The sequence below is a fragment of the Terriglobus sp. TAA 43 genome (assembly GCF_000800015.1).
Classification (GTDB): domain Bacteria; phylum Acidobacteriota; class Terriglobia; order Terriglobales; family Acidobacteriaceae; genus Terriglobus.
Map to the genome: position 1 here is coordinate 135,957 of NZ_JUGR01000004.1, position 19,147 is coordinate 155,103.

Sequence of the window (19,147 nt, forward strand, 5' to 3'; positions counted from 1 at the left end):
ACTTCTCTCTCCTCGGCACCGCGCTCAGGTCGATTGCTTCATTGCAACGGCCTGAGCGGACGTGCTACGGTCGAGCGGTAGCAAATCTTACGGAGTCGATCCCTTGCCCCTGACCCAGCCCTTGCGAATCCACGAGCTTTCCCCGAAGGAACTCGAGGTGTATCGCACGCTGGATCCGGCCCGCATCCCCGAACACGTTGCCATCATTATGGATGGCAATGGACGCTGGGCAGGCAAGCGCGCCATGAAGCGCTTCCTCGGTCACCAACAGGGCGCGGAGAGCGTTCAGTTCGTTGTCGAGACGGCATCGCGTATCAATCTTCCGTTCCTCACGCTGTATGCGTTTTCGCTTGAAAACAATCTGCGTCGCCCTAAGGCGGAAGTCAGCTTCCTCATGAAGCTGCTGAAAAATTACCTCGTCGGCAATGTGAAGCGCATGCAGGACAACAACGTCCGCATGAACTACATTGGCCGCACCCACGAACTGCCGGAAGAAGTGCAGGAAACCATGAAGTGGGCGCAGGCAGAGACGGCAAAGAACACCGGCACAACTCTGACGCTGGCGCTCAACTACGGTTCGCGTGCTGAGATTGTGGACGCAACGCGTTCCATCCTGCGCGACCTCATGGAAGAAGCGCATCGCCGCGGCTGTTCGGTAGAAGATCTGTTGAGTGTGCAGGGCGGCGTCGAGTCCATCGACGACGAAACCATGTCGCACCACATGTACACGCGCAACATGCCCGATCCGGATCTGCTGATCCGCACCAGCGGCGAGATGCGCATCTCCAACTATCTGCTGTGGCAGATCGCGTACTCCGAGCTGTTCGTTACAGACCGTCTGTGGCCGGACTTCCGTGGAGAGCATCTGCTGGAAGGCATTGCAGCGTTCCAACAGCGCAGCCGCCGCTTCGGTGGTCTCGATACCGAATTTACCGACGAATCGCTACCTGATCCGCAGATGCCGCAGGCCGCAACGCCGGAGATGGTTAGCCGCTAGCCGATGCGGACGCTGGACCGCATTGTCGGATGGGTGTTTCTCGGCTGCAACGGCCTGCTGTTCCTCCTCTTACATCGTTTCTACGCAGCAGACGCGCAAGTCCTCGTTCTGTGCACGGTGCTCTGCGGACTTTTGCTTGCCGGCATGAACCTGATGCGGGCCGAGCGTCCACACGACCGCACATTGGCAAAGGTCTGCGTCGCAGGCAATGCGTTTTTCGCGATTTTGCTCGGTGAGCTTAGCCGTGCCGTCGAGAGTTTCCCATTGCCGCTTACGATGGCCGCTCTTTGTATCGCCCTCTTATTGCTCAGCATGAGGACGCGCCGCCGCAGCCGACCGATGTAAAAGCTGTATCCTCAACATTGGCCTATGAAGAGAATCCTTACTGCCACGGTCCTGATCGCCCTTGTGTTTGGGTTGATCTTCTGGGGAAACCAGCTTGCTCTGATTATTGTGTCGGCGTTGGCCGCCCTGCTGGCCGCGTACGAGTACGTAGCCCTGACGCGAGCGGGCGATGAAGTGGTTCCCGCATGGTGGCTCCTCCCCGCCGTGGCTCTGCTGTTCGTGGTGACCTACTGGCGTCCGCTGGATTCGCCGCTGCCAGTATTGAGCGCGCTTGGTCTCAGTTTGCTAACCATCGTCGCCTTTCGCGAAGCAAAGAGCGGTCATTTGGACCGCGTGCTGCCCATCGCCGCGGCAGGCTTCTTCGGCCTCATCTACATCGCGTATCCGTTGACGCTACTGCCGCAGATTGAAGCAAAGGAAAACGGCCCCACGCTTCTCATCTTCCTGATGCTCGTGGTTTGGACCGGCGATATTGCAGCGCTGTACATCGGCAAGGCCTTCGGCAAACACAAACTGGCCCCGGCCCTGAGCCCCAACAAAACGCAGGAAGGCGCACTGGCATCCATCGCAGGTTCGGTCGTCATCGCTGCTGTGTTGGCGGGGGTATGCGAACTCTTCGGTCACCGTGGCAGCACCTTGTTGCACATCTCCGAACCGCTCTGGCAGACGCTGCTGTTAGCAGCGTTGGTCAATGTGGCGGCCCAGGTGGGCGATCTGCTGGAAAGCGCATTGAAGCGTGGCGTCGGCGTGAAGGATTCCGGCGCAATGCTCCCAGGGCACGGCGGCATTCTCGACCGCATCGACGCGTTGCTCGTAGCTGCGCCCGTGCTCTGGTACCTGCTCCTGCTCAAGGAAGCCGCAGGATTCGGCGGATTCTAAGAGCTTCTCAATTCAGTTTTCGCCGCAGGGGCAGGCAGTGCGATTGGACATGCCCGCCCCTGCGATAAACTTTTTATAGCGATGCTTCGTTCTCTCCTGATCTCTCTTTCCCAGAACCACACTTTGCGCGGCATCATGGAGCAGTCGGCTCCCGGTCGTAAGCTGTCCAGTCGTTTTGTCGCCGGTCTCACCGTAGACGACGCGCTTCGCGTCACGCGCGATCTGAATGCGCAGGGATTCGCCGTCACCGCGGATGCGTTGGGTGAAAGCGTGCGGTCAGAAGCGGAAGCACTCGCCGCTGCGGACGTCTACCATCGGCTGCTCGACGGCATCACAGCGGGCAAGCTGAACGCGAATGTAAGCGTGAAGCTCACTGGCGTGGGCATGGATGTTTCGCCGGAACTGGCGGAACGCACCACCGGCGACATCGTGGCACACGCCGCGCATGAGGGGAACTTCGTTCGCATCGACATGGAGGGCACGCCTTACACTGAGGCGACCATCGCTCTCACAGAGCGGCTGGCCCAGCAATATCCCGGCGCGGTCGGAACCGTGCTGCAGGCATACCTGTTTCGCACTGCCGATGACACAGCACGCCTCCTGAAACAAGGCATTCGCATTCGGCTGTGCAAAGGCGCTTACAAAGAAGCTGGCGACGTTGCCTTTCCTGCCAAGTCGGACGTGGACGCGAACTATGTGAAGTTGATGCAGACAATGCTCCCTTCAGGAGTCTTCTGCGGCATCGCCACACATGACCCCGCAATGGTGGATGCCACCGAACGTTTCGCCGCAGAAAACAACATTCCGCGGTCCGCGTTTGAGTTTCAAATGCTCTACGGTGTGAAACGAGACTTGCAGCGCGAACTGCTGCGCCGCGGTTATGGCGTGCGCATCTATCTCCCCTTCGGCACAGACTGGTATCCGTACTTCATGCGCCGACTGGCGGAGCGTCCTGCCAACGTTCTTTTCCTCTTGCGCAACCTCGTGTCCAATTAACGCCACTGCTGGCTTTTTAACGACGTTTTCTGCATCTTAGTGAGAGATTTCCCGTCTCTAACCTTTGTGACCCAAGTTATGACCCCTAGTCGTTTTGCGCCTGTACTTCTCGCATTGGCGTGTACCACCCCTGTCCTGAATGCACAGCAGGCCAGCGTCCCCGTGCAAATTGCCGCAAACGACGATGCTGTCGTCGCGATAGCCCAACCCGTGAACTTGGCAGCCGAATCATCCAGCCTGCCCGATGCTCCGGGAAGAAACACTGATCAGCAGTCTCAAACTCAGGATCCGCACGCCGCCAACGCAGGGCAGGCTGGCCACACGGCAACCGGAGAACCACAGCAGACGCAGCGCATCCTTGGCATCATGCCGAACTTCAGTGCGGTATCTGCCGACACTAAGCTGCCTCCCATGACGCCGAAGCAAAAGTTTGTGCTTGCCGCGCGGAACTCCTTCGACTACTCCAGCTTCGTACTTGCCGCATTCACTGCAGGTTTTGCCATGAACGGCAATTCGTATCCTGAGTTTCACCAGGGTGTGAAGGGCTACGCGCGGTATTACTGGCACGGCCTGGCCGACACAGCCAGCGAAAACTTTATGGTGTCAGGCGCCATGCCAGTCGTCTTCCATCAGGACCCGCGTTATTACACACTCGGCCATGGCGGGTTCAAGCGCCGTGCTTGGTATGGTGCCACCCGAATCTTCGTCTCACGTACGGATGACGGCAGCGCCATGCCGAATTATTCAGAGATCATCGGCGCAGGTGCGGCAGCGGGCATCTCTTCGCTGTACTACCCCACCCGTTATCGCACATGGACGAAAGTAGGGCAGAAGTGGCTGACCAGCGTCCTGATTGACGGAGCAGGTTACACGTTTAAAGAGTTCTGGCCAGACATCAATCACAAAATTTTCCACACGCATTAATTCTTTGCATGCGAAAGGGCGGACTAAGGTCCGCCCTTTTTTAGTTAAATATGTCGATACACCCAAAGCGCAGCGCTATTCCTGCACTGCCTTCTTCCGCGCTTCCCACACCTTCACGTATTTCCAGTGGGCATAGACGGCGTGGTTCAGGTGGAAGATCAAGCCTTCCGCGCCGTCCAGAAAGCCCAGCCGGAAGATGTAGTTCTTCACCCATCCAAAGAACGGGTTGATGAATGACTGTGTCAGCAGCGCCCAGTTCGGCGTTCCTGCTTTGCGCCGTGACAACGCCACCACCGTGCCGGTGGAGTACTCGTTCATGTGGTCCAGATAGTTCGCGAAATCCGGATAGCCGTAGTGCTGTAAATGATGTTTCAGGTAGGCCTTGTCGGCATCGTATTGCGGCGTGCCATGCGGCCCAATGCTTTCGTCGACTGTGGCCATGCCGCGTCGGAAGAGGCGCAGCTTTTCATCAGGAAACAGGCCGCCGTGGCGCATCCATCGCGTCATGAAGATGTTCAGTCGCGGTATCCAGAAGGCGTTTACCGTGGCATTGCGCAACGCATTCTGAATCTCAACTGCCAGTTCCGGTGTCACCACTTCGTCCGCGTCCAGCAAAATGATCCAGTCGCCGGTGCACTTCGCAATGGCAACGTTCTTCTGCTCTGCGTGGCCTTTGAAGTCACGGTTGTAGCTGTGCTTCGCGCCGTACTGCACGGCAATCTCCGGCGACCGATCTTTCGATCCGGAGTCGACGATGACAATCTCATCCACCCACCCCTGCAACGCAGCCAGCGTGCGGGGCAGGTTCTTCTCTTCGTTGGTGGCGATCATCGCCACAGAAATAGTGGGTCTTGTGGTCTCGTTCGTGTTCACAGCAGTTGAGTCTAGAGCATTTCTTGTTTAGAAATCGAAGCGCGCACCCAATTGAATCTGTCGACTCGGTGTGAGCGTTGTCGTAATGGTACCGGCGCTGGCCATAGGAATCTCGCACGGAGCACCCATGATCTTTGCTGTTGTCGGCGTCGCATTGAGGCAGGTACTCATGTTTGTTGCTGCTGAAGTAGGCGTACTGGTAAAGACATTGCGCTGGCTTGGAATACCGAAGTTAGGCCGATTGGGCAGATTGAAGACTTCAGCGCGAAGCTGTAGTCGAGCGCGACTACCGAACGAGAAATTCTTCGCAAGAGCCGCGTCAAACGAAACCAGTCCCGGGCCGATCAGCGTATTTCTTCCCAGGTTTCCATAGGACCCTGAGGGCTTCAATCCATAGTTTGTGGGCGCTATAGCGAACGCACTCGGGTCGAAATATTGGACTGGGCCACCCTTTACCGGGTTGGAACTGCGACCGGGAACCAGGTCTGGCCGCAGTGGCGAAGGGCCAGTTCCAAAGTTTGCGCCTGCGCTGTCATAGCTGATCAATGCAGAGAACGGTGCACCCGAGGCAAGAATACCAATGGCGTTGAACTGCCAACCCTCTGCAATCGCACGTGGCCCACGGAAGAAGCGCGGCAGGTTTGCAGTCAGGAACGTCGAAGAGTAGTTGCGAAGATCGTAGTTGCTAAGGCCCTTCTCCGCAGCCAGCGAATCCGGATCCTGCGGCACATCGTTCTCAGAACCTTGTGCCGTTACTAGCGAACTGGTGTCGAGGCTCTTGCCCCAGATGTAGGTCGAGCGTAGCTGCAGAATGTCGCGCCACTGCCATGCCAACACTGCCTGCAACGCGTTGTAGCTTGAGAGACCGTTGGTTGCCTTATAGCGAATGGCGGTGAAGTTCGGATTGCGTACCGGAGTGCCAACCGGGAAAAACTTGCGCCCGTTCACGTAGGTCGGCAGCGACTGGTTCTCGTCCACAGCGCGTTGATCGTGTACGCCGCGATTGGCGTCGTAAGCCAGTGTGAACGACAGCCCGCGGTGCAGTTGTTGTTGCACGCTCAGGTTCCACTGCATCACGTAAGGCGCTGCAGGGTTGTACTGCACCACGTCAATGCGACCCAGCTTGTAGTTGTTTGCGGTGACGTTAATTTTGGGGAAGGTGGGCGGAGAGACCGTGGCCACCGTAAAGAACGGAGGCTGACGGCTGCCTGCATTCAGGTAGAAGTCCGTCCACAACGGATCAAAGTACACGCCAAACGCGCCGCGAATGCTGGTGTTTTTCTCGCCCGGTACATAAGCGAAACCAACGCGCGGCGCGAAGTTCAGCTTCGACGGATCGGTGTACATGGGGCCAAGCGTGTCGGCCGTATCGTGCAGTACATCGCGCACGGTCGCCTGCAATCCGTTCACTTCGTTGGGAACGCTAGTGTGTTCGTAACGAATGCCGCCGGTCAGCGTAAGTGCGTCGTTCGCACGCCATGTATCGCTTACGTAAGCCGCATCCATGTGTTGCCGCCACTCGCGCTGCGGATTCGATCCTGGCAAAGCAACCTCAACGCTCGACGCTGTCCCCGCCATGAAATTTGCAACAGACGTGAACTGGTAGAACCCATTCTGGCTCTGCGCAGCTTCCTGCGGGAAGATGATCTGCTGCTCGTCGACACCAAACGACAGCGTATGGCGGCCAATCGTCCACGTCAGATCATCCGCACCCTGGAACAGGTTCAGTTGGTTCACATTCGGACCAAAGCGCATGGGCCCAATCATCGCCAAACCAGTCACGCTGATGGAACCAAACGGCCGTCCCGCGACGAAAGACAGCGAATCCGGAATGTCCTTAATCAGCGTGTATTCCAGCGTGTAATACGAACGGTTGTAAGCAACACGTGCTTCGTTCACCAGATGGTCATTGAAGCTATGCGTCGTCTGGGCCGTCAGGTACTGCGTGCGCGACCGATTGTGCGCCTGCGAAATCTGCAGCGAATCCGGCGTGTAAGCATTCGCATTATCGAACTGGAAGCGTGCAAACCAGCTCGTCCGTTCGGAGTGCTGATGATCGTAACGCAACACGAAAAAATCTTCCGTGGTGCTATTCGTATTCGTGGTCTTGAAATACCCCGTGCCATCGTTGAAGAGCGTGCTGTTTGGCGAAGGGATAATACTAAGGAATGGCTGGACACTGGCCACGGCGGTCGCACGCGCCGTTGCATTCGGCACCAGTGCGCTGGTGGTCACACCCAGGCTCTGCCGCAAACCCTCATAGTTGCCAAAATAAAAATCGCGCTTCGAGATAGGACCACCCAGCGCGCCACCAAACTGATTGCGGCTGAAAGCCGGGATAGGCAACGAAGCGGAGTCGAAATAATTCTTCGCATCCATCGCGGAGTTGCGAACAAACTCAAATGCGCTGCCATGAAGCTGCGATGTTCCACTACGCGTAATCTCGTCAATCACGCCGCCGCCGGTGCGACCAAACTCCGCACCATAGCCGCTCACCAACACACGGAACTGCCCCACCGAATCCACACCCAGGATGGTGCCGCTCGCCCCGCCCGGCGTGTTGTTATAGGCATCGTTCACATCGGTGCCATCCAGCAGGAACGCCACCTGGTTCGTACGACGTCCAGAAATGCTGATCTGCTTGCCCAACCCCTGTGAATCCGGATTCAAACGCCGAGACATCACCACGCCGGGTGACAAGTAAGCAAGCTGCGTAACATCGCGCCCATTCAGCGGCAATTCACGAATCGCACGCGGCCCAGTCACCGTCGAAAGCGACGCATCTTCGCGTTCAATCTCCGTCTCCGGCGCCGTCTGCACCTGCACACTCGTGGAGGCCTCCACGCGCAACGCAGCATCCAGCGCAGCGTGTTGTCCCACAGTCAGCGTCAGCTTCTGCTCCGTGGGCGCAAAACCCGCAGACGTAATCTGCACCACATAGTCGCCCGGCGCAATCTGCGGAATCACATAAACGCCGGTGCTATTGCTGTCCACCGTACGCACCGTGCCGCGGTTGGCATCGGTCAGCGTCACATGCGCTCCGGGAACAACGGCACCCGTCTGGTCATGAACAATGCCGGACAGCGAAGCATTCGCGCCCTGTGCCATGGCAGCGCCGGGCAGCAGAACGTACGCAAGCGCCATCGCAGGCGCGCTCAAGCCACGCGCACGGGCGGGCAGAAATCTCTCATTGCTAAACAAGCGCATGGTATGCCGATTGGACGGTATTGGAGCCCGAAAGGACTCGCGCAATTATGCTACGGATTCCGACGGTGAATTGTCACGGCATTCGCTTGGTCAATGGACGTCAGCAGCAAAGAAGAGACATTCACATGCGCAGGCCGCGTAACAGCCCACACAATCGCATCCGCCACGTCGTCGGGCGACAGCGGCGTGGTGTTCGCATACACCTTGGCTGCGCGCTCTTTATCGCCGCCAAACCGCACTTCGCTGAATCGTGTCTCCACCATGCCGGGGTCAACGCTGGTCACACGCACCGCCGTCCCCATCAGGTCGATGCGGATGCCCTCTGACAAAATCTTCTCCGCCGCCTTGGTCGCGCAATACACGCTGCCACCCGCATAGGCCGTCCATCCAGCCGTCGACCCAAGATTCACCACGTGCCCGCGATTGCGCTCCACCATGCCCGGCAGAATCGCGCGCGTCACATACAGCAAGCCCTTGGTGTTCGTGTCGATCATCTCTTCCCAGTTGTCGATGTCGTCCAGATAAAACTTGTCCATGCCACGAGCCAATCCAGCGTTATTCACCAGGATGTCAACCGCGCGCCATGCTTCAGGAAGATTCGCAATCGCATCGGCAACGGCAGCGCGATCGCGCACGTCCAGAGCTAACGTATGCACCGCAGACGCTCCAGCCTGCAAGAACTCATCACGCGTCGCATTCAACGCATCGGTGCTGCGTGCACACAGCAACAGCTTTGCGCCTTCTTTTGCCAATGCCAGTGCTGTTGATTTCCCAATGCCCGCGCTGGCGCCCGTAACAAATGCAATGCGATCACGAATGCTGATTCCCATAAACATCAGTAGACCAGACCGTTCACGCATATGTCATCGCAGACAAAAGAAAAAGGCAGCGCTTTCACGCAGCCCTTTCCTTCCTCCAACAACCTTGTTACTTACTGGCCGACGGTCGGTTCCGCCTGCGTCTTCACGCCAATCGAAGGCCCTGAAACCACCATCTCCACACGGCGATTCTGTGCTCGACCTGAAGCACTCGCATTGTCCGCAACAGGATTTGACTTACCAAATCCAAGCGACGAGACATTGGTCGGGCTCACGCCATTGTTCACCAGGAACGCCTGCGTGGAGTTCGCACGATCCTCACTCAACTTCAGGTTGTAGGCATCGCCACCAATCGCGTCGGTGTAGCCCTCAATCTGCAGTTTCAGGTCAGGATACTGCTGCAGAATTGCAGACACCTTCGCCAACGAAATCTGCGCGTTCTGCTTCAGCGAACTCTTGCCGGTATCGAACAGCACATCACCCAGAGTTACAACCAAGCCACGCGCCGTTTCCTGCGTTGCCAGCACTGCGTTCAGCTGCGCGCGCAGCTTCTCACGCATTGCCACTACGTCTTGCCGAGCAGCATCTGCCTGAGCCTTTGCGGCTGCAGCGGCTGCATCTGCATTAGCTGCATTGGCTTCAGCACGAGCGCGTTCCGCAGCTTCGCGATCAGCCGCTGCACGCGCACGTTCTGCATCCAGTGCCTGTTGCTGTGCTGCCAGTTGTGACGCGGCTGCCTGTGCCTGCGCATCCTTGCGCGCATTCACTTCAGCAATCTGGCGTTCGGTTTCCTTCTTGCGCAACGTTGAGATACGGGCGTCCTCCGAACGCTGCACCGCCTCTCGCGCCATGGTGATTTCCATCTTTTCATCGCGATGCTTATTCATATCCATGGCATCCGCGTTGTCCAGATTCGTCTTCACCTGCGCCATGATGTCTGACGCATACTTATCCGCTCCCGCCAGCATCGCGATCTGATAAGCGTTGTGTGCTTCGTACAGTTCCAGCGGGCTGTGCTCATCACGCGTAATCGGACGGAACACAGTCTTCGCACCATCCGTCTGTGCATACAGGCCCTTCGGCAGCAGCGTGTAGTGCGCATCCACATGCTCAATCACACCGTTGGTCTTACCTTCCACCACGTGGTTCTCCATCACAACCACATCGCTCGGAACCTTTACAGCAAAGTAAGGTTCAGCGGTAATGATCAAACCAAACGATTGCAGCGGAACAGTAACATTCATCTTCACGCGCTGGTTGCCGCCTGCGGGAAGAACTTCACCTAAGTTCGTCGGGGCGCCATCAGGAGTAATTGCCCACAGAACATAGGTCAGGTATTCCTGGCCGAAGCCATTGGCCGGCGGCAGATGGTCAACATCCAGGTCAACAGTGATACGACCCTTGTCGCTGTTCACCTTTGCATTGCCCTTGGCGCCTGCCAACAGGGCAGTGCCGTTCATGTCCAGTTTGGTATCGCCGCTGCGGTGCTTATAGTTCACCGCGTCCAGATTGCGCTTCACCACGTTCACGCGATACAGCGGTTGTCCGTTCAATTCGCCAACAGGACGTCCACCATTTTGAATGCCCGTGCGTGCCGTTTGCGGGTCCGCCGTGGGATTCAACTCTTGCGCGTGTGCGAACACACCGCACGCCAGAACACTGGAAAGAATAGCAACTGCACCAACCCGCACCGATTTGTATCCGTCGCGTTTCATGATTCTCCTCTGGGAACGTCGTCGCCGTCGCGTATGTTCAGCAACAGGCATTCGTCCCGCTCATGGCATGAAGAGATGCGGTGGATAACTTCTAAGTGGTCTAAAAAATACGGAAAAGTATAAGTTGGCCGCGACGATAATTTTCAAGCCATGGTTGCCCATGACTTAGAAAGTCGTTATGTGGCGCTGATATTTTGATAGCTCGAAAATTTATTCGCTCTTACCGGGACGCGTCATCAGAATGCGAATCGCTTCCTGCGGCGAACGGTCTTCATGCAGAATCGCATGCATCTCGCGGGTAATCGGCATCTCAATCCCAAGGCGTGCAGCCAGGCCCAGCGTTGCGCCTGTGCAACGCACACCTTCTGCAACCTTGCCGTTCAATCCCGCAATAATCTCAGGCAGTTTCTTGCCCTTGCCAAGCTCCACACCTACGGTGCGGTTTCTGGAAAGAGAACCAGTGCAGGTAAGAACAAGGTCGCCATAGCCTGCAAGACCAGCCATGGTTTCAGGCTTTGCCCCGGATGCAACCGCAAGCCGAGTCATCTCTGCCATGCCGCGCGTGATCAGTGCTGCTGCTGCGTTGCTGCCAAGCTCAAGTCCTGCCACCACACCTGCTGCAAGTGCGATCACGTTCTTTAACGCGCCGCCAAGCTCAACACCCGTTACATCATCGTTCACGTAAACGCGAAGAGAGTCAGAAGAAAAATCACGTTGCAGTTGCTGCGCGGCTTCGGTGTCCGTCGACGCAAGTACGATCGCAGTCGGCAACGCTGCTGCAACTTCCTTTGCAAACGAAGGTCCGCCAAGCGTGGCAAAACGCACAGGCGACATTGCCGCCACAACTTCACTCATACGGAGAAACGTCGCGTTCTCCAATCCCTTTGAAGCAGAGACGAAAATGTGATTCTCACGCAGCACTGGTGCAATGGCGCGCACCGTATCGCCCAAAAATTCTGAAGGAGTAACGCAGAGCAGAATGTCATGCTCTCGAGCCGTCTGCAGCAGGTCCTTGGAGATGCGAAGATCTTCTGGCAGAGCATAGCCTGGAAGGAACTGCTTGTTCTCGCGCGTTGCAATCATCGCATCCACATGCGCGGGCGTATGCGCCCACAGTGTCAGCTCATGCTTCTTTTGGCGCGCCAACGACAGGGCCAGCGCAGTACCCCACGCACCCGCTCCCAGAATTGCAATCCTGCTCATGCTTCCTTTTTCTTTGCTCCGAATTTGGGTTCGGTGCGGTTCAGCAGACGCGAGATATTCGCGTGATGTTTCACAATGACCAGCAACGGAATCGCGATGTAGACAAGGTCCACAACGATCTGGTGTCGCCAGTCGAAGACGATGCAAAGCACAGCAAGTCCCACAGCGGAGATGACGGATGCGAGCGACACGTACTTCGTCAGTGCGAAGACAATGGCGAAGATCACCACGGCAGCCAGCGTCTCGGAAGGCATCAGGTAAAGGAATACGCCCAGCGCCGTGGCAACACCTTTGCCGCCCTTGAAGCCAAGCCACACCGTGTACATGTGGCCAAGCACGGCGAACAGCCCAGCCATCGCTTCCAGGTCATAGCCGCTCGGGAATCCGATGCGTTGCGCCATGTGCCACGCGAACGCAACGGCAACAAAACCCTTCAGTGCATCCAGCACCAGCGTTGCAATGCCCAGTCCCTTGCCGCCGGACCGCGCCACGTTGGTCGCACCAATGTTGCCGGACCCGGTAGCGCGAACATCTTCATTCTTGAAGAAGCGGACAAGCAGGTAGCCCGTGGGAATCGACCCCAACAAATAGGCAACCAGCAACGTAATAATCCAGATCAGGGTCGGTGTCATGACTCGGTAGAGTGTAGCAAGTCAGACCCAGGAACAGACGGTTCCACAGGGAAGCGGCATCCCGCGTTAATCCCCTTCATGCGGAAAACCTGTCAAGCCCCCAACTCTCTCAAACCCAACAAACCAAAAGAAATAGAGCTGGCAGGTTATTTCCTTCAACTCACTACAATTGAAGTAAGGGGCTGTCCTCGCTTGCCTCTTGCCTCAAGCGCGTCAAGTTAAGTCCTTTAGAAAGACGATTTTGGCTCTAACCCCAATGGGCTGACGATTTTAGAGACACCCCGGCCATAACCCCAATAGAAAGACGATTTTAGAGAAACGGGGGAGGGGGGTACCCCCTTACGAGAGCAATTTCTGCCGCAGCATCACCAGTGCATATTGCGAGGCAAACCAGCGAACGCGCTCACGGTCGCCGCTCAGGTTCAACTCGCGCACTTGCGTACCTTCCGCATCGGCCAGTGCAATGTAGACACGGCCAACAGGCTTGTTCAACGTAGCTCCGCCAGGCCCGGCAATACCGGTCACACCAATCGCCAGATCAGACCCAATGCGGGCGCGAATGCCTTCCGCCATCGCCCTCGCAACTGGATCGCTCACTGCACCATGCTTCTGGATCAGTTCCTTCGGCACATCCGCAAACAGTGTCTTCAACTCATCGGAGTACACAACGGCGCCACCAAGGAACGACCGTGACGATCCGGAAACAGCAGTGAGCCGTTCCGCAATCAGTCCACCAGTGCAGCTCTCTGCCGTGGACAGCGTCAGGTGCCGCATACCCAGCATGAGCAGAACCACCTGCTCCAACGACTCACCGTCGGCAGAGAAGACGTAGTCCATCATCTCGTGCTCGCACTTGGACAGCACCTCGTCCACGCGCTCCTGCGCCTCTTCCAGAGTGGGCTTGGCGCACAGGAAGTGCAGTTGGATCTCGCCGCCTGTGCTCAGGATGGTGGTACTTACATCGGGATAGGAAAGGTAGATGGGCGAAGTGCGTGCATCCACCTCACTCTCCGGCACCACCGCCATACGCAGCCAGCGATACGCAATGTGCAACCGCGGAATAACCTGCTGCAACCGCGGACGCACCTGCTCCACAAACATGGGCAGCAGCTCCTTCGGAGGCCCCGGCAACAAGGCAATGTACCGTGGCTTCCCCTCATACTCTGTGGCCACCCACTGACCCGGTGCCGTACCGTTGGGGTTAGGCAACAACTTAGCCCCATCGATCACATCAGCCTGTTTGAAGTTGATCTCCTGAATCACAAGACCGCGCTTGGCGAATCGCTGCTTCAGTCCTTCCACAACGGTCTCGTTGCGCGTCATGCCAACACCAAGCGCAGACGCTACAGCTTCACGGGTGAGATCGTCCTCAGTTGGGCCAAGACCACCTGAGAACAACACAATGTCCGCGCGCGTAAGGGCGATCTTGGCCGCATCCACCAGATGCTGGAATGTATCGCCAAGGATGGTCTTGAAGGCAACCGTGACACCAAGCTTGTTCAGCTCCGCAGTCATCGCGAGCGAGTTGGTGTCCTGTCGGTAAGGCGTGAGCATCTCGCTGCCCACAGCGATAATCTCCGCAATCATGCTGGGTGTTGGGTCGGTGGCCATGTTAGCGGTTCAACCGTCCTTCCACTCGAAGGTCTACGGTGTACAGCGAGGCGTTGGTGGCCAGCACCGCTTCGCCTGCCTCAGTGAACGCCAATCCAACCAGTCCTGCACCGCTGAGCACAAGCGATGCTTCCTTCTCCGGCGTTATGCGGATGACACCACGTTCGCCATGCAGCGATGCCGCAACGTATACGTTGTCCTGTGTGTCCACAGCCATACCCTGCGGGCGCCCCAGGCCGCGATACCACACACTCACCTCACCTTCTGGCGAGATGGCATGGATCGCCTCGTTGCTACTCGTGGTCGGTCCCGTGACCAGCAACGTCCCATTGCCGAGGAACGCCAGATGGTAGGCCGACACGGAAGGTTCCAGCGTGGCGAACACGAACACGTTGCCCTGCGTATCCAGCTTGAAGATGGTGCCGCTGCGGTCGCCAACGTAGAGGCTGCCGCTGTCGTCGAAGGCCAGTCCGGTGGCAATGCCCATTCCCTCGGCAAACTGCACCGACGCACCATCAGGGTTGATGCGATAGACCGTACCTTCGGAGCGTGAGGAGCAGTACAGATGCCCGTTGGGGCCGAAGGCAAGTGCGCTGGCATTCTGCAGGCCGCGCACGAAGGGCCGCATCTGGTAGTCGCGGTCGATACGGAAGATGGAGACCGGCACATCCTGCCCACGTGTGCCCGAGAAGGTGGCGAAGATGTTGCCTTCGCTGTCTACGGCGGGATTGGCAATGGGATGCAGGTTATCCGCGATCGGCACGGCGACATTCAGTGGCAACGGATTGCTGTGGTGATCGTGGATACGCACGACGACGTCGCCTGAGATAGAGCCGTCCGGAACACGAAAGCTTACGCGCGATGGGGAGGTATAGGTAAGCGGAGCAGCGCTATCGCCTATGGTGATGTTCGGGCGAGTCGCGTCGGCGAGGTGTGCACCGTATAGGTCCACAACGCCGTCGGGCATGGCTGCGGCGGGAGTGATCCGGTCAAGGTGCGGTGCGTTGGGGTCGGCGTGGCCGCGGAGATGGGAGAGCAGCGTCATCACTCTTCAGGGTATGCCGCGATGGTGGCACTTGCAACGTGGCTAGTGTTTGGGTGTGCTCTGGATGAGGTGGTAGATGATGAGGCCCTGCTGCAGCAGCGTCTGCACGATGAGGCCGTAGACGCCAGCAGCCAGGTCGTCCACCACGATGCCCGTGCCTTCGGGGAGTCGCTCCAGACGGCGTACTGGCGGTGGCTTGAGGATGTCGAAGACCCGGAAGCAGAGCAGACCCAGCAGCGCGAACGGCATGGTCGGCAGGCAGAAGACCAGTGTCAGCCACTGTCCTGCTACCTCGTCGATGACCACGATCTGCGGGTCTTTGCGGCCGCTCTCGCGGGCTACGCGGGTGGCTGCGGGAATGCCGACAGCGGTGGCTGTTGCAGCCATGATCAGCGTGATGAGTGGCAACCAGTGATATGGCACATGCGTTGCCACCACAAACCATACGATAAGGGCGGCGACGGAACCATACGTTCCAGGGCCGGGCTTGAGGAAGCCTGCGCCGAAGAAGGTGCCTACGATCCATGCCCAACGGGTTCGCTTCACGCCAGGTAGATGTTCGGCGGAAAGCACCTCGTCGCGCGTGATGGTGTCGTGTTGTGCGTCGGGAATCTCAGCCACGCCTAGTTCTCGTACTTATTGCGCTGCGGGAGGAGTTGCTCGCGTTCGAGGTCTTCCAGCAGATCGGGGTCAAGGATGGGCGAGGTGATCTTGTAGTCTCCGCTGGCCCACTTACCGAGGTCGATGCGGCGGCAGCGATCACTGCAGAAGGGGAAGTCATCGCCCTTCTCGGTGATCAGTGTTCGACATGTGGGACAGCGGAGTACTTTGGTAGCCATAACAGTGATTGGATGCTTCGGGCTATGCCTTGGCTGCGACGACCTGCGCGCGGCGTGCGGCCAGCTGCTTCTTCACGGCCTCAAACTGCGCCTGTGCCTTCTCGCTACCGTCGACCAGCTTCTTGGTGTTGGGCATGAAGGTGTTTCCGGTAGCTTCCTCGGAGATGTCGGCGAACTTGGCGCGGATGAAGAGTGCTTCACCCTGCGTGGCGAGGAAGAGGTCCGAGTCGACTGCACCGTGCAGCGGGAGCTGAGCGGCCATCTCCCAGAAGGTGATTACCTGACGCCAGTAGACGTTATTGGGGTTCGTGGGCTTATGGATCTCACGGAACTCATCCACGTTCGCAGGCCAGAACTCCATGCCAACGTAGTTGCGTGCCTTGCGCATGACTTCTTCGCGGCGGAGCTCGTAGAGCTTGAGGACGATATCTGCATCTGCGGGTGTTGCCATTGTCTGTATGATCCTTCTTCCAGTGCTATTCACCGGGCTCTAACGGGATGCCGATCTGGATCGGTCCGCTGGCCCTGAGTGGATTGTACGGTGCCGTGAACCGCTCGAACTCTGGTACGTTGCGTTCGCGGCGCCCAGATTGAGGCAGCCACTCGCGCAGAACTCAGACCCATGTGTCGCGGAGTGTGGTGATGTCATGCACCGTGAAGATGGCGTATTCGTCAGCCTCAATGCTGATGCGGGCAGGCGAGTTCACGCCTTCGTAGCTAGGGACTTCAATGCCCGTGAAGTAGTGGAGCTTGCCATCAGCGGTGCAGGGCGATGCGCCGTAGACGTGCGTTGCCGAGTGGAGTTCCGGGACAGGCAGCGCCATGAGATCAGCCCATTGCGCTGGGATGCGTTCGGTTGCGTCCTGCTGGCCTTCGTAGATCACCATTGTGCCTGCGAGGAGAATGATGTCGATGTGGCGGAACTCCGGTTGTAGCATCGCGTGGGCTCCGAGATTAGTCTTCACCGCTGAGACGTTTGCTGTCCAAAATACGCAACGTCAACTCGTAGGGAAGGAGAATAGCTGCTGTGAATCCGATGGCGACGATCAGCACGCCTACCACATTACCGGCTGAGTTCACCTCATAGGCGTGGGCATCACGATCTAGGAATCTCTGCTTCCCAAGAGAGGCGTCGCTCCTGAAGGTAAGCGTTGTCGTGAACGTGAGAATAGCCACGGAAACGGCAGCGGCAAGTAGATGTTTCTTCCAGCTGTATCTCATGCGAGCAAGCTTACTCGATGATGGTCGCTACCACGTCGTAATCGTGTGCTTCGGTGATCTCAGCCTGGTAGAAGGTGCCGGGTATGAGGGCTTCGTGGGGGCCGAAGTCGTTGAGTAGGACGTGGCCGTCGATCTCCGGGGCTTGCTGGAGGGTGCGGGCCTGCCACAGGAGTTCGGTCTCCTCGCTGGGGCCTTCCACGAGTACTTCCACTACCTTGCCTACCTGCGCGGCGCGGGCCTTGGCGCTCAGCTTGAGCTGGGTGCGCATCAGCTTGCGGCGGCGTGACTCGATGGTGCGTTTCGGCACCTTGTCGCCGAGGTCGAAGGCGGGTGAGCCTTCCTCGTCCGAGTAGGAGAAGACACCGAGCCAGTCGATCTTAGCGGCCTTGATGAAGGCCTCCAGTTCGGCGAACTCCTCATCCGTTTCGCCGGGGAAGCCGACGATGAAGCTGGTGCGGATGGCGATGTCCGGCACGATGCTGCGGGCCTTGTCGAGCATGCGGAGGAAGATGTCGCCGCTGCCGCCACGCTTCATACGCTTGAGGACGGTTGGCGAGGCGTGCTGCAACGGTACATCGAGGTACTTGGCGATGTTGTCGTGCGCCGCGATGGTCTCCAGCAGTTTGGTGGTGACCTTGTTCGGATAGGCGTAGAGGAAGCGCAGCCAGTGGATCTTGCCGATGCCTTCTACTTCCAGCGTGGCGAGGGCTTCCAGCAGCATGGCGAGGCCGTCCTTCATGCCGAGGTCTTCGCCGTAGCAGGTGGTGTCCTGACCGATGAGGGTGATCTCGCGGACGCCCTGCTTCACCAGGTTCTCCGCCTCGTTGAGGATGGAGGAGATGCGGCGTGAGCGGAACTTGCCGCGGAGCTGCGGGATGATGCAGAAGCCGCAGGGATGATCGCAGCCTTCGGCGATCTTGATGTAGGCCGAGGCGCGCGGCGTGCTGAGGATGCGCGGAGTCTCGTCGGAGTAGAGATAGCTGGGCAGCTCGGCGGTCGCGCCGTCCCAATCGGTGCGGGCGAAGCGGCCCTGCTTCTCGCGGAGGTCGCCTTCGGGACGCGAGGTCTGCTCCGGGACTTCGAGCTGGCTGTGCTTGCGGACTGCGCTGGATGCGCGGTCGATGAGGCTGCTCTCCGCGATGGTTGCGGGAGAGAGATTGCCTTCGGCTACTTCCACCTCAAGCGCTGCTGCTCCACCGAGTTCAGTGTGGGCGTGCGTGTGAACCGGCGTGTTCGCAGAGGTGAGGATGTTGAACGGGCTATTGTTCGGGACTGGCTTTGGCTGCAGGCCTGCTGCGGCGAGGATGTCATCCAGTTCGCCTGTGCCGAGAACGGCGTCAACCTCAGGGATGTTCTTCTGGATCTCGTCGCGGTAGCGCTCGACGAGGCAGCCGGTGACGATGAGGCGCTTGGCTCGGCCTTCGGTCTTGTGCTGCACCATCTCGAGGATGGTGTTCACGCTCTCCTGCTTGGCCGAGTCGATGAAGGAGCAGGTATTGACGACGATGATGTCCGCGTCTTCCGCGGCTGGTGTGAGTTGCGCGCCTGCGTGGTGAACCATTCCCATCATGACCTCGGAGTCGACGAGGTTCTTGGGGCAGCCGAGCGAGACGAAGCCAATCTTTGGCCGTTCGATGCTGTCGGTGCTGAGGTTCGTTTTGATTTCTGCTTCGGTGATGGTTGGCACGCGAGTGTCCCTGCCGGGGTGAGTGGTGGGGTACCCCCTCCCCCCTCAAATTTCTAAAATCGTCATGCGGAAGGACTTAGCGCGCGAGTGTCCCTAAAATCGTCATACGATTGGGTTTACACGCAAAATCTTCATTCTGCTGGAGTTAGCAGCCG

19 protein-coding genes are annotated in these 19,147 nt (G+C 58.2%); 5 read left to right on the plus strand and 14 right to left on the minus strand.

Features of this window, described 5'->3' with window-relative positions; translation table 11 throughout:
* Positions 1-103: 103 nt before the first annotated feature.
* The 5 genes from M504_RS19920 to M504_RS19940 all read left to right on the plus strand — a co-directional run bounded on the left by M504_RS19920 (position 104) and on the right by M504_RS19940 (position 4,141).
* Complete coding sequence (locus M504_RS19920) at positions 104-997, plus strand: isoprenyl transferase (protein ID WP_047497730.1); 894 nt, start codon at positions 104-106, stop codon at positions 995-997.
* 3 nt (positions 998-1,000) lie between these two features.
* Positions 1,001-1,342: a hypothetical protein gene (locus tag M504_RS19925; RefSeq protein ID WP_047497733.1), complete on the plus strand. Its 342-nt coding sequence runs from the start codon at positions 1,001-1,003 to the stop codon at positions 1,340-1,342.
* Positions 1,343-1,366: 24 nt separating this feature from the next.
* Complete coding sequence (locus M504_RS19930; protein WP_047497736.1) at positions 1,367-2,221, plus strand: phosphatidate cytidylyltransferase; 855 nt, start codon at positions 1,367-1,369, stop codon at positions 2,219-2,221.
* An 81-nt stretch (positions 2,222-2,302) separates the two neighbouring features.
* On the plus strand, positions 2,303-3,217 hold the full coding sequence (locus M504_RS19935; RefSeq protein WP_047497740.1) for a proline dehydrogenase family protein: 915 nt from the start codon (positions 2,303-2,305) through the stop codon (positions 3,215-3,217).
* Positions 3,218-3,295: 78 nt separating this feature from the next.
* A complete protein-coding gene (locus M504_RS19940; protein ID WP_084214574.1) occupies positions 3,296-4,141 on the plus strand; it encodes a hypothetical protein in 846 nt (281 codons plus the stop codon).
* 75 nt (positions 4,142-4,216) lie between these two features.
* On the opposite strand, the gene M504_RS19945 is transcribed toward M504_RS19940, so the two are convergent.
* The 14 genes from M504_RS19945 to rimO form a co-directional block, all read right to left on the minus strand.
* Positions 4,217-5,014 (minus strand): glycosyltransferase family 2 protein, encoded by a 798-nt coding sequence (locus tag M504_RS19945; RefSeq protein ID WP_052201106.1) that lies wholly within the window; start codon positions 5,012-5,014, stop codon positions 4,217-4,219.
* A 27-nt stretch (positions 5,015-5,041) separates the two neighbouring features.
* Entirely contained in the window at positions 5,042-8,221 is a 3,180-nt protein-coding gene (locus tag M504_RS19950) for a TonB-dependent receptor (protein WP_084214575.1), read from the minus strand.
* 50 nt (positions 8,222-8,271) lie between these two features.
* Entirely contained in the window at positions 8,272-9,081 is an 810-nt protein-coding gene (locus tag M504_RS19955) for an SDR family NAD(P)-dependent oxidoreductase (protein WP_232296383.1), read from the minus strand.
* A gap of 71 nt (positions 9,082-9,152) precedes the next feature.
* Positions 9,153-10,754: an OmpA family protein gene (locus M504_RS19960; RefSeq protein WP_052201107.1), complete on the minus strand. Its 1,602-nt coding sequence runs from the start codon at positions 10,752-10,754 to the stop codon at positions 9,153-9,155.
* 210 nt (positions 10,755-10,964) lie between these two features.
* Positions 10,965-11,957: an NAD(P)H-dependent glycerol-3-phosphate dehydrogenase gene (locus tag M504_RS19965; protein WP_047497747.1), complete on the minus strand. Its 993-nt coding sequence runs from the start codon at positions 11,955-11,957 to the stop codon at positions 10,965-10,967.
* The gene (plsY, locus tag M504_RS19970; protein WP_047497750.1) at positions 11,954-12,589 is read right to left on the minus strand and encodes a glycerol-3-phosphate 1-O-acyltransferase PlsY; all 636 of its coding nucleotides are present in this window, start codon (positions 12,587-12,589) and stop codon (positions 11,954-11,956) included. Before plsY ends, M504_RS19965 begins: the two co-directional genes overlap by 4 nt.
* 339 nt (positions 12,590-12,928) lie before the next feature.
* Positions 12,929-14,200, minus strand: a complete 1,272-nt coding sequence (locus M504_RS19975; protein WP_369792925.1) for a competence/damage-inducible protein A — start codon at positions 14,198-14,200, stop codon at positions 12,929-12,931.
* Between the two features lies 1 nt (position 14,201).
* Positions 14,202-15,245 carry an IPT/TIG domain-containing protein gene (locus M504_RS19980; RefSeq protein ID WP_047497753.1) on the minus strand — a complete coding sequence of 348 codons (1,044 nt, stop codon included), beginning with the start codon at positions 15,243-15,245 and terminating at the stop codon, positions 14,202-14,204.
* A 42-nt stretch (positions 15,246-15,287) separates the two neighbouring features.
* Positions 15,288-15,857 (minus strand): phosphatidylglycerophosphatase A, encoded by a 570-nt coding sequence (locus M504_RS19985; protein WP_232296393.1) that lies wholly within the window; start codon positions 15,855-15,857, stop codon positions 15,288-15,290.
* 11 nt (positions 15,858-15,868) lie between these two features.
* Positions 15,869-16,084: a DNA gyrase inhibitor YacG gene (locus tag M504_RS19990; protein WP_047497755.1), complete on the minus strand. Its 216-nt coding sequence runs from the start codon at positions 16,082-16,084 to the stop codon at positions 15,869-15,871.
* A gap of 22 nt (positions 16,085-16,106) precedes the next feature.
* On the minus strand, positions 16,107-16,535 hold the full coding sequence (locus M504_RS19995) for a hypothetical protein (protein ID WP_047497758.1): 429 nt from the start codon (positions 16,533-16,535) through the stop codon (positions 16,107-16,109).
* Between the two features lie 163 nt (positions 16,536-16,698).
* Positions 16,699-17,049, minus strand: coding sequence for a GyrI-like domain-containing protein (locus tag M504_RS20000; protein WP_156994072.1), 351 nt, complete (start codon positions 17,047-17,049; stop codon positions 16,699-16,701).
* Positions 17,039-17,305, minus strand: a complete 267-nt coding sequence (locus M504_RS20005; protein ID WP_047497762.1) for a hypothetical protein — start codon at positions 17,303-17,305, stop codon at positions 17,039-17,041. The genes M504_RS20000 and M504_RS20005 overlap by 11 nt, the downstream gene beginning before the upstream one ends.
* A gap of 10 nt (positions 17,306-17,315) precedes the next feature.
* On the minus strand, positions 17,316-18,983 hold the full coding sequence (rimO, locus tag M504_RS20010) for a 30S ribosomal protein S12 methylthiotransferase RimO (RefSeq protein WP_156994086.1): 1,668 nt from the start codon (positions 18,981-18,983) through the stop codon (positions 17,316-17,318).
* Between the last annotated feature and the right edge of the window lie 164 nt (positions 18,984-19,147).

Coding starts and splice junctions, on each gene's coding strand:
- M504_RS19925 (WP_047497733.1), top strand. CDS start 1,001: ATGCGGACGCTGGACCGCATTGTCGGATGGGTGTTTCTCGGCTGCAAC.
- M504_RS19930 (WP_047497736.1), top strand. CDS start 1,367: ATGAAGAGAATCCTTACTGCCACGGTCCTGATCGCCCTTGTGTTTGGG.
- M504_RS19935 (WP_047497740.1), top strand. CDS start 2,303: ATGCTTCGTTCTCTCCTGATCTCTCTTTCCCAGAACCACACTTTGCGC.
- M504_RS19940 (WP_084214574.1), top strand. CDS start 3,296: ATGACCCCTAGTCGTTTTGCGCCTGTACTTCTCGCATTGGCGTGTACC.
- M504_RS19950 (WP_084214575.1), bottom strand. CDS start 8,221: ATGCGCTTGTTTAGCAATGAGAGATTTCTGCCCGCCCGTGCGCGTGGC.
- M504_RS19955 (WP_232296383.1), bottom strand. CDS start 9,081: ATGCGTGAACGGTCTGGTCTACTGATGTTTATGGGAATCAGCATTCGT.
- M504_RS19960 (WP_052201107.1), bottom strand. CDS start 10,754: ATGAAACGCGACGGATACAAATCGGTGCGGGTTGGTGCAGTTGCTATT.
- M504_RS19965 (WP_047497747.1), bottom strand. CDS start 11,957: ATGAGCAGGATTGCAATTCTGGGAGCGGGTGCGTGGGGTACTGCGCTG.
- plsY (WP_047497750.1), bottom strand. CDS start 12,589: ATGACACCGACCCTGATCTGGATTATTACGTTGCTGGTTGCCTATTTG.
- M504_RS19975 (WP_369792925.1), bottom strand. CDS start 14,200: ATGGCCACCGACCCAACACCCAGCATGATTGCGGAGATTATCGCTGTG.
- M504_RS19980 (WP_047497753.1), bottom strand. CDS start 15,245: ATGACGCTGCTCTCCCATCTCCGCGGCCACGCCGACCCCAACGCACCG.
- M504_RS19990 (WP_047497755.1), bottom strand. CDS start 16,084: ATGGCTACCAAAGTACTCCGCTGTCCCACATGTCGAACACTGATCACC.
- M504_RS19995 (WP_047497758.1), bottom strand. CDS start 16,535: ATGGCAACACCCGCAGATGCAGATATCGTCCTCAAGCTCTACGAGCTC.
- M504_RS20005 (WP_047497762.1), bottom strand. CDS start 17,305: ATGAGATACAGCTGGAAGAAACATCTACTTGCCGCTGCCGTTTCCGTG.